Origin of the sequence: Phenylobacterium sp. (assembly GCF_004799395.1) — a bacterium.
Classification (GTDB): domain Bacteria; phylum Pseudomonadota; class Alphaproteobacteria; order Caulobacterales; family Caulobacteraceae; genus Phenylobacterium.
This window is the reverse complement of sequence record NZ_SSMZ01000274.1, coordinates 1-9,290: the sequence shown is the minus strand read 5'-3', so window position 1 is coordinate 9,290 and position 9,290 is coordinate 1. Positions and strand designations below refer to the sequence as shown.

Annotated in this window: 10 protein-coding genes; 8 read left to right on the top strand and 2 right to left on the bottom strand. The window is 68.2% G+C overall.

The genetic code is table 11. The features are described 5' to 3' along the window. Positions 1–230: 230 nt before the first annotated feature. A complete protein-coding gene (locus E8A12_RS17660; RefSeq protein WP_293371231.1) occupies positions 231–1,472 on the bottom strand; it encodes an LLM class flavin-dependent oxidoreductase in 1,242 nt (413 codons plus the stop codon). A gap of 89 nt (positions 1,473–1,561) precedes the next feature. Further along, positions 1,562–2,620 (bottom strand): alpha/beta fold hydrolase, encoded by a 1,059-nt coding sequence (locus E8A12_RS17655; protein ID WP_293371229.1) that lies wholly within the window; start codon positions 2,618–2,620, stop codon positions 1,562–1,564. Positions 2,621–2,792: 172 nt separating this feature from the next. Between E8A12_RS17655 and E8A12_RS17650 the strand changes: the two genes are divergently transcribed. The 8 genes from E8A12_RS17650 to E8A12_RS17615 all read left to right on the top strand — a co-directional run. Beyond that, the gene (locus tag E8A12_RS17650; protein ID WP_293371227.1) at positions 2,793–3,800 is read left to right on the top strand and encodes a septal ring lytic transglycosylase RlpA family protein; all 1,008 of its coding nucleotides are present in this window, start codon (positions 2,793–2,795) and stop codon (positions 3,798–3,800) included. A 31-nt stretch (positions 3,801–3,831) separates the two neighbouring features. Beyond that, positions 3,832–4,467 carry a dTMP kinase gene (tmk, locus tag E8A12_RS17645; RefSeq protein ID WP_293371233.1) on the top strand — a complete coding sequence of 212 codons (636 nt, stop codon included), beginning with the start codon at positions 3,832–3,834 and terminating at the stop codon, positions 4,465–4,467. Beyond that, the gene (locus tag E8A12_RS17640) at positions 4,460–5,458 is read left to right on the top strand and encodes a DNA polymerase III subunit delta' (protein WP_293371225.1); all 999 of its coding nucleotides are present in this window, start codon (positions 4,460–4,462) and stop codon (positions 5,456–5,458) included. The genes tmk and E8A12_RS17640 overlap by 8 nt, the downstream gene beginning before the upstream one ends. Before the next feature lie 8 nt (positions 5,459–5,466). Then, positions 5,467–6,258: a TatD family hydrolase gene (locus tag E8A12_RS17635; protein WP_293371223.1), complete on the top strand. Its 792-nt coding sequence runs from the start codon at positions 5,467–5,469 to the stop codon at positions 6,256–6,258. Then, positions 6,255–7,079: an MBL fold metallo-hydrolase gene (locus E8A12_RS17630; protein ID WP_293371221.1), complete on the top strand. Its 825-nt coding sequence runs from the start codon at positions 6,255–6,257 to the stop codon at positions 7,077–7,079. The genes E8A12_RS17635 and E8A12_RS17630 overlap by 4 nt, the downstream gene beginning before the upstream one ends. Next, positions 7,076–7,678 carry a phosphoribosylglycinamide formyltransferase gene (locus E8A12_RS17625; RefSeq protein ID WP_293371219.1) on the top strand — a complete coding sequence of 201 codons (603 nt, stop codon included), beginning with the start codon at positions 7,076–7,078 and terminating at the stop codon, positions 7,676–7,678. The genes E8A12_RS17630 and E8A12_RS17625 overlap by 4 nt, the downstream gene beginning before the upstream one ends. A gap of 73 nt (positions 7,679–7,751) precedes the next feature. Further along, a complete protein-coding gene (locus E8A12_RS17620) occupies positions 7,752–8,477 on the top strand; it encodes a methyltransferase (protein ID WP_293371217.1) in 726 nt (241 codons plus the stop codon). Between the two features lie 136 nt (positions 8,478–8,613). Continuing rightward, a partial coding sequence (locus tag E8A12_RS17615; protein WP_293371215.1) for an ISNCY family transposase occupies positions 8,614–9,290 on the top strand: 677 nt, incomplete at its 3' end.

The window sequence follows — 9,290 nt, the reverse complement described above, 5'->3', positions numbered from 1 at the left end:
GCGATGTCCTCAGTTGACGCAAGCCTGACGCTAAATCGCTTTTAATTTGTGATCTTTGAATGTCGTCAGGCCGGCCGAAATTGAGGTCGTATAGAGTACGGTATAGTCAATTCATGGATTCCGGATTGTGTTGGAAAAACAATCACCAAGAACGGACACACCGCCCGCCATCCTGTTCCGCTCTACGAGTTTCCCAGGATTGGCTTCGAAGCCCTGGCGACGACGGGCCGCTACTTCACCGCCTCGTTGATCTGCGCCTTGGCGCGTGACGCCGGCACCACCGGGATGTCGGCGTCGGCCAGGGGCGCCATCCAGCGTTTGCGCGCCATGGCGGCCTCCAGATAGGGCGCGAGTTCAGCGGCCTTCCTCGCCTCGCGCTCAGCGGCCTCGGCCTTGAACGCCGGCATCACCTCGGCGGCGAACAGCTCCAGCGACTGGCAGATGTGCTCATGCTTGTTGCGGCCGGCCTGCTGCAGGAAGATCACCTGGTCGACGCCGGCCGCCTCGAACGCCCGAACGTGCTCGCGGATGTCGTCGGGCGTGCCGATGCCGTTGGCGTTGCGCGCCGCGGCCTTGGAGGCGGCGATGATCTCCTCGTCGCTGCGGGCGCGCGACCTCTGGAAGTCCTCGAACAGGGTGGAGCGGCCGGGGATGGCGTCGTGGGCCACCAGCGCGTTCACCGCATAGCTGAAGAATTCGAAGCCCTCCTGGCCCCGGCGGATCGCTTCGGCCCGGTCCGGGTGGACCGAGAAGTTGGAGACCATGGCCAGGTTGGCGTTCACCGCATGGCCAATGGGCGTGCAGTCCTCCGATTTGATGATGCCGTAGTAGATCTCCGCCCAGGCCTTGGCCTCCTCCGGGTCGACGAAAGAGAAGGCGAGCGCGCCCACGCCGATGGAGGCGGCGACCTTGATGGTGTCGCGGTTGGTGCAGGCCATCCACATCGGCGGATGGGGCTTCTGGATCGGCTTTGGGACCACGTTGCGGCAGGGGAAGGAGAAGCCCTGGCCCTGGAAGCCGGGGTAGGGGTCCATCACCAGCATGTTGGCGATCTGCTCGGCGGCCTCCAGCGCCAGGGCGCGCTTCTCCTTGGCGGGAATGGCGAAGCCACCCAGCTCCAGCCGCGTCGCGCCTTCGCCGATGCCGAAGTCCAGGCGGCCGTTCGAGACGATGTCCAGCGTCGCCAGGCCTTCGGCCGTGCGGGCAGGGTGGTTGTAGTTGGGGATCACCTGGCGGATGCCGTGGCCGACGCGGATGGTCTTGGTCAGCGCCGCGCAGGCCGCCAGGAACACCTCGGGGGCGGAGGAGTGGGAATATTCCTCCAGGAAGTGATGCTCGACTTCCCAGGCGTAGTCGTAGCCGAGGCGGTCGGCGAGGACGACCTGCTCCAGGGCCTGATGGAAGAGGCGCGCCTCATCGCCATCGTTCCAGGGCTTGGGGAGCTGATGCTCATAGAAGATGCCGAAGCGCATGGTGCTGGTCTCCTCCGCCGATCCGTCTGGCGCGGATCTGGACGCCCACTTCTTGCGACTTCGCCGCGCTTGGCAAGCGCCGGGTGTCCTCAGAGGGGCGGGAAGATCTCCTTCAGCACGTCATCGGTGGTGAAGACGCAGCGGTCGTTATGGCCGCATTCTGGCACGATCAAGGTTTTCGGTTTCCCGCCAAGGTGTTCAGCCAGATACTTCACGAACGCCTCGCCCCGGGCGCGGCGCGTGGCGCCCTGGGCCATCGCGCTGGCCGAGCCGTCGAAGCCGCCGAGCGGCAGAGTGTCGACCTGGCTGAACAGATAGGTGGTCGGCCGGCCTACGAGCTGGGCGCGCAGCTGGTCCGGCGTCTGGCGCGCCGCATAGCCGGTGATCTGCTCCAGACCGAAAGGCCAGCGGTCATAGTCGGGGGCCTGCGCGGCTTCGAAGGGGCCGTAGCGGAAATTTACGTGCGGGGTCTCGCTCTCCCAGCCCCTGGCCGCGGCGGCCGGCGCGGCGTCTCCCTCAGGCAGCGGTCGACTGGCGTCGGGCCAGGCGTAGCTGGACGGGTTGGCCACCACATAGGTCACCGGCGTTCCGAGGGTCTCGTGCACCCGGTTGGCCATCTGGTAGCGCGCGACGAACTGGCCGCCAGCGGAATGGCCCGCCACGACGATGCCCGTCAGGTTGGGGAACACCTTCTTGTCGGCCAGCCGGCGCAGGATTTCATCGACGAACTCGAAGGAGGAGAGGTTCTTGTCGCTGGCCGCCATGCCGCCAGAGCGCCAGCTGTCGCCGGCACAGCTCCAGCTGATTTCGTGGGGCGCCAGCGCGTCCTTGCAGCCGCCCTCCGCGGAGTGGAAGGCAGGGGAAATGACGATGGTGTCGTCCAGCGCCTTAGCCAGGAACGCCGCGCCGGTGGCGGTGGTGAAATAGTGGTCGGCGTTGCGCAGGGTGCCATGGACCATGATCAGCGCGCGGCGCACGTGCGGATTGGGCTTGGTGAGCGGCAGGCTCCGGTAGATCAGCGAGCGGCCGCCGTCCTTGCCCAGCGGCACCCATTCCGTACAGGCCATGGCGGCGTCGATACAGGGCCCCGCCGGCTTGGATGGCGGTTTGGCGGCGAGGGCTGGGCTCGCCAAAAACGCGGCAGCCATCACGCCAACCGCCAGAAACCCCGACATTCCACGCATACGCCACCCCCGGTTTGATCGACCATCGGTAGCGGCGCCCGCGGGCTGCCGCAACCGCCGGCAAGACCCGGTTAACCACGGCGAAAGCTTCCGGCCGCAGGGTGTCATCGCGCGAAGCAAGCAGGGGGGATTCGCCATGGATCGGGGACAGAAGGCTCGGATCGGCCGGTGGGTCGTGGTGTTGATGGCCGGTGCTTCGCTCGCCGCCTGCTCGACCCTGTCGCCGAAGTACGCGGTGCGCGAGGGCGCCCAGGGCTCGGCCGCGCGTCCGCCGTCCAACGGCAAGAATGGCACCAGCGCGCCCTATCAGGTGGGTGGCATCTGGTACGTGCCGCACGACCAGCCGCACTATGACGAGACCGGCATCGCTTCGTGGTACGGCGACGCCTTTCAGCTGAAGGCCACGGCCGACGGCGAGATCTTCGATATGAATCAGTTCTCCGCGGCGCACACGACCCTGCCGCTGCCGTCGATGGTCGAGGTGACCAACCTCGATAATGGCAAGAAGCTGGTGGTGCGGGTGAACGATCGCGGGCCCTTCGTGGGAAGCCGGATCATCGATCTCAGCCATGCCGCGGCGCGCGAGCTGGGCTACGACCGCGCCGGTACGGCCCATGTGCGGGTGCGCTATGTGGGGCCGGCGCCGCTGGCCGGGCCGGACGCGGGCGTGCTCTATGCCCAGGCCACGCTGCCGCCGGCCATTCCGGTCGCAGGCGGCGCACGGCGGCCCGCGGATGAGGACATCTTCGCTGACGCGACGCCTGCCGCGCCGGCGCCCGCGCCGCTGGTGAAGCCGCCCGAGGCGGTGTCGGTCGTGGCCCTGGCGGCGCTGCCCTCGGCGCGGCCCACAGTGGCGGAATCCCCCGCTCCGGCCGCGGCGTTCCATGACGACGGTTTCCACGACGCCGGTCCGGCCGCGGTCTTCCGCATCCAGGCCGGGGCGTTTGGCGACCAGGACAATGCGAAGAAGGCCGTGGCCCAGTTGGCACGCGCCGGAGCCGCCACGATCGAACCGATCGAACGGGGCGGCCAGACTCTCTATCGCGTGACCCTGCCGGGTCCGGCGGACGAAGCGGAAGCTTATGCCCTGCGCGACAAGGTGGCCGGGATCGGCTTTGCCGACGCCCGCGTCCTGCGGCCCTAGACTTTAGATGCGAACCGGCCATTTTGGGCCGGTGTCCAAGGGCAGGTTCATCACCTTCGAAGGCGGCGAGGGAGCGGGGAAATCCACCCAGCTCAAGCGATTGGTCGCGCATCTCGAAGCCGAGGGCCGCGAGGTGGTGGCGACGCGTGAGCCCGGCGGCTCGCCAGGCGCCGAGGCGATCCGCGAGCTTGTGCTGAAGGGCTCCGCCGATCGCTGGAGCCCGGTCACGGAAACCCTGCTGATGTACGCCGCGCGGCGCGATCACGTGGAGCGGGTGATCCGCCCCGGCCTGGCGCGCGGCGCCTGGGTGATCTGTGATCGCTTCGCCGATTCGACCCGGGCCTATCAGGGCGCGGCGGGAGGCACGGCGCCCGAGCTGATTGCCGCGCTGGAGACCTATATCCTGGAGGGTACACGGCCCGACCTGACGCTTATCTTCGACCTGCCGGTCGACGTGGGACTGGAGAGGGCTCACACCCGCGCCGGGACCGAGATGCGGTTCGAGTCGAAGGGGCAGGCCTTCCATGAGCGGCTGCGCGAGGGCTTCCTGGCCATCGCCAAGGCCGAGCCGGCGCGCTGTGTGGTCATCGACGCCACCGGGACCCTGGGCGCGGTAGAGGCCCGTGTCTGGGCGGCGGTGATCGACCGGCTTGCGGTCCATGACTGAGATCCGCCCGCCACGAGAGGTGTTCGAGCTCCAAGGCCACGAGGCCGCCGAAGCCGCGTTCGAGGCGACCCGGGCGCGCGGGCGCCTGCACCACGCCTGGCTGTTGACGGGCCCCGAGGGGGTCGGCAAGGCCACCTTCGCCTTCCGCGCCGCGCGCCGGCTGCTGGGCGCGCCGCCCGATCCGGCCCACGGCGTCCTGGGCTCCAGCCCGGACCAACCCGTCAGCCGCCAGATCATCGCCCACGCCCATCCCGATCTCTTCGTGCTGGAGCGGGTCGGCGAGGACGGCAAGGTCCGCAAGGTGATCCCCGTGGAGGAAACGCGGCGGATTTCCGAGTTCTTTTCAAAGTCGCCGGCCAGCGCGCCGCACCGGGTCGCCATCATCGACGCCGCCGACGACCTCAACCCCTTCGGCGCCAACGCCATCCTGAAGACCCTGGAGGAGCCGCCGCCGCACGGGGTGCTGCTGATGGTCACCCATTCGCCGGGGCGCCTGCTGCCCACCATCCGCTCGCGCTGCCGCCGGCTGGCCTTTCAGCCCCTGCCGCTGGAGGACGCCGCGGCCTTCGTGCGCGAGCGCGAGGACGTCAGCGTGGAAGACTCGCTCCGTCTGGCGCGGATGGCCGGCGGGGCGCCGGGCCGCGCCTGGGCGTTGGCGGGGCAGGGCGCCATCGCAATGGACGACGCCGCGCGGACCCTGTTCGAGGGCCTGCCGCGGGTCGACGAGGCCTTCGCCCTCTCGCTCGCCGACCGGTTCCGCGGGGGTGAGGGCCAGGCGCAGTTCGACCTGCTGTTCGACCGGCTGGGCGAGCGGGTCCACAGTTTCGCCGCCGAACGGGCCGGGCAGGGGATCGGCGGCCTGGACGCCTGGGCCCAGGCCTGGGAGACCCTGCAGCGGCTCAGCCGCGACGTGGAGGCCGTCAACCTCGACCGGGCCGACGCACTCTTCACGGCGCTCGGGGAGTTGCGTCAGGCCGCGCGCGCGGCCTAGACGAGCCCATGCTGATCGACAGCCACGTCAACCTGCACGCCCCGCAGTTCGATGAAGACCGCGAGGCGGTGATCGACCGCGCACGCGCCGCCGGCGTGCGGCTGATGGTCAATATATGCGACCGAGTGTCGAACTACGACAAGGTCCGCGCCGTGGCCGATCACCCGGACATCTGGGCGACGGTGGGCACGCACCCGCATGAGGCCAAGGAGAACCCAGACCTGGCGCCGCAGACCCTGATCGCGATCGCCGAAGATCCGCGGGTCGTGGGCATCGGCGAATGCGGCCTCGATTTCCACTACGACCTCAGCCCGCGCGACATCCAGGTCCGTGTGTTCCGCGCCCATGCGGCGGCGGCCCGCGACACCGGCCTGCCCCTGGTGGTGCACACCCGCGAAGCCGATCAGGTCATGGGCGAGATCCTCGAGGACGAATACGCCAAGGGGCCGTTCCGCCTGCTGATGCACTGCTACACCTCCGGCGCAGAATTGGCGTCGCGGGCAGCCGCGCTGGGAGCGTGGTTCTCGGTCTCGGGCATCGCCACCTTCAAGGCCGCCGAGGATGTGCGCGCGGTGATCCGCGACATGCCCGCCGACCGCATCATCGTCGAGACCGACTGCCCCTACCTCGCGCCTGTGCCCTATCGCGGGCGCCGCAACGAACCGGCGTTCGTGCCGCACGTCCTGGCCAAACTGGCGGAGGTCCGCGCTTGGGCGCTCGACGAGGCGGAGGCGCGGACCGAGGACGCCTTCTTCGCGCTGTTCGACCGGATCCCGCGCGAAGCCGAGGTGAGGCCGTGACGGCCACGCTGGGGTTCACCCTGCTGGGCTGCGGATCCTCCGGAGGCGTGCCGCGGGCCGACGGCGACTGGGGCGCCTGCGATCCCGCCAATCCGAAGAACTCGAGGACCCGCTGTTCCCTCCTCGTCCGGCGGCTGGGGCAGGGGGCCGAGCCCGAGACCACGGCCATCATCGACACCTCGCCGGACCTGCGGCTACAGACGGCGCAGGCCGGCGCCAAGCGGCTGGACGGCATCCTGCTCACCCACGACCACGCCGATCAGGTCCATGGCATTGACGACGTGCGGGCCTTTTTCATCCACCAGCGGGCCAAGATCGCCTGCCACATGGACGCGGCGACCGATGCCTCGATGATGCGCCGCTTCCGCTATATCTTCGAGCCGGAGGGCGGCTATCCGGCGATCTGCCAGCGGCGCGCACTCCCGCCGCATGGCGCGGCGTGGCAGGTCGACGGGCCTTCCGGGGTCATTCCGGTCACGACCTTCGACCAGGATCATGGCGGGGTGCGGTCCGTCGGCTACCGTTTTGGAGGCGTGGCCTATTCCAGCGACGTGGTGAACCTGGACGAGGCGGCGTTCGCGGCCCTGGCGGATCTGGACGTCTGGATCGTCGACGCCTTGCGCTATCGGCCACATCCGACGCATGCGCATCTCGAAAGAACGCTGGAGTGGATCGCGCGGCTGAGACCCAAGCGGGCGATCCTCACCAACCTGCATATCGACCTGGACTACGACACCCTGATGGCGGAGCTGCCGGCAGGCGTTGAGGCTGGGTATGACGGACTTCGAATTGAACATGAACTCAACGGCAATTTCTCGTGATTTCCAAGCCGCTTAAGCTCGGTTTCCTCGCGTCCAGGAACGGCTCCAGCGCGCAGGCCGTCGTGGCGGCGATCGGAGCCGGGGAGCTGGATGCCGAGGCGTGTCTGCTGGTCAGCAACAACCGCAGCGCACCGGCCCTGGTGTTCGCGGCCGAGGCGGGGATCGCGGCCTTCTCGATCGCCACCCAGGCCGATCCGGACGCCGCCGACGCGAGGCTGGCCCAGGCCATGGCCGATCACGGCGTCGAGCTGATCGTGCTGTCCGGCTACCTGCGCCAGCTGGGTCCGCGGACCCTCGGCCGCTACTCGGGCCGCATCCTCAACATCCATCCAGGTCCGCTGCCGGCATTCGGCGGCCACGGCATGTACGGCCGGCGGGTCCACGAGGCGGTGATCGCCGCCGGCGTCGCCGAGAGCGGCATCTGTATCCACCTCGTGGACGAGGAATACGACCGCGGCCCGGTGATTGCGCGAATGACGGCGCCTGTGAAGCCGGGAGACACGGCGGAAAGCCTGGAGACGCGCGTCACGGGCCTGGAGCCGGGATTCTTCGTCGAAACCCTCTGTCGGATCGCGCGCGGCGAGATCGTCCTCGGCTGAGCGGGCCTGGACGAGGATTGTGCCCGAGGCCCAACCGGTTCAGCTTGGCGGCAACAGGAAGTGGGAGGGTGACATGAATTACGCGCGTGCGACCATGATCGCCGTGGGCTTCGCGCTCATGGCCGGCGTCTCGGCCCAGGCTCAGGCCCCGGCCGCCGGTCCGCCGCCGGACGCGGTGAGCGATCCGTCGTTCAAGGGCCCGGAGGTCATCAAATTCATGGGCGTGAAGCCCGGCGACAAGGTGGCCGACATCGTTCCCGGGAAATTCGTACGCGCCCTCAGCATGGCGGTAGGCCCCAAGGGCAAGGTCTATGCGGTCCAGGTCGCCGAGGTGGTTAAGGCGCACCCGACGGCCTTGACTGGCGTTCAGGCCCTGGCGGCGCAGGCCGCGGACCACAACATCGAGGTCAGTTCGCCGCCGACCAACGCCATGGGTCTGCCGAGCGGCCTGGACGTCGTGTTCATCCGCCAGAACTATCATGACCTCTACGACAAGTTCATGGGTCCGGCCGACGTGCCGGCGTTCAACAAGCAGGTCTATGCCGCGCTGAAGCCCGGCGGCGTGTTCGTGATCCTGGACCACGCTGCGGTGGCCGGCGCGGACATGAGCGTCACCGAAAAGATCCATCGGATCGATCCGGCGCGCGTAAAGGCCGACCTGGCCGCCGCAGGGTTCAAGTTCGACGGCGAGAGCAACGTTTTGGCCAATCCGGACGACCCCCACGACAAGATGGTCTTCGATCCGTCGATCCGCGGGAAGACCGACCAGTTCCTCTACAAGTTCCGCAAACCCAAGTGAGGCGAGTCTTCCATAGGATAATTTCTGATAATCTTCCTTAGGCGCAAATGTAGGCGCAAAATGCAAATGTCAGTGCCGAGCAAGTTAGACGTGTCAGTCTCCCCGGCTGTTTTTTGGCCCCTGGGAGATGGCCACCATGCCGGTGCGGATCATGAGCGATGCGGAGCTGACCAAGTACGAGATTCTACGAGACGTCGATCACGAACGGACGCCGGTGCGCGCCGCCGCCCAGATCCTCGGGCTGACTGAGCGCCAGGTCTGGCGGCTTCTGAAGGCCTACCGGCTCCGCGGCGCTGACGGCCTGATCTCCAGGAAGCGCGGCCGACCGAGCAACCGCAAGACGCCCGACGATGTGCGGCTGGCGGCCATGGCCCTGGTCAAGGAACGCTACGCGGACTTCGGCCCGACATTTGCCGCAGAGAAGCTCGGCGAACTGCACGATCTGCACATCTCCCGCGAGACGTTGCGAGCCTGGATGGTCGCCGACGGCCTCTGGCAGACCCGCAGGAAGCGTCGCGGCCGGGTCTATCAGCCGCGCTACCGACGCGACTGTCTTGGCGAGCTGGTGCAGATCGATGGCTCCGAGCATCGCTGGTTCGAGGACTGTGGCCCCAAGTGCACCCTGCTGGTGTTCATCGACGACGCCACCAGTCGGTTGATGCACCTGCAGTTCGCCCAGACGGAGTCGACCTTTTCCTATTTCTCGGCGGCGCGGGCCTATCTCGAGACCCACGGCAAGCCGATCGCCTTCTACAGCGACAAGCATTCGGTGTTCCGCGTCAACCGGGCCGCCGGCGCGACCACGGATGGCAT

What these genes read in the sequence shown, in the direction of transcription:
- E8A12_RS17660 (WP_293371231.1), bottom strand. Translation starts at nt 1,472, where the DNA reads ATGCGCTTCGGCATCTTCTATGAGCATCAGCTCCCCAAGCCCTGGAAC.
- E8A12_RS17655 (WP_293371229.1), bottom strand. Translation starts at nt 2,620, where the DNA reads ATGGCTGCCGCGTTTTTGGCGAGCCCAGCCCTCGCCGCCAAACCGCCA.
- E8A12_RS17650 (WP_293371227.1), top strand. Translation starts at nt 2,793, where the DNA reads ATGGATCGGGGACAGAAGGCTCGGATCGGCCGGTGGGTCGTGGTGTTG.
- E8A12_RS17640 (WP_293371225.1), top strand. Translation starts at nt 4,460, where the DNA reads ATGACTGAGATCCGCCCGCCACGAGAGGTGTTCGAGCTCCAAGGCCAC.
- E8A12_RS17635 (WP_293371223.1), top strand. Translation starts at nt 5,467, where the DNA reads ATGCTGATCGACAGCCACGTCAACCTGCACGCCCCGCAGTTCGATGAA.
- E8A12_RS17620 (WP_293371217.1), top strand. Translation starts at nt 7,752, where the DNA reads ATGAATTACGCGCGTGCGACCATGATCGCCGTGGGCTTCGCGCTCATG.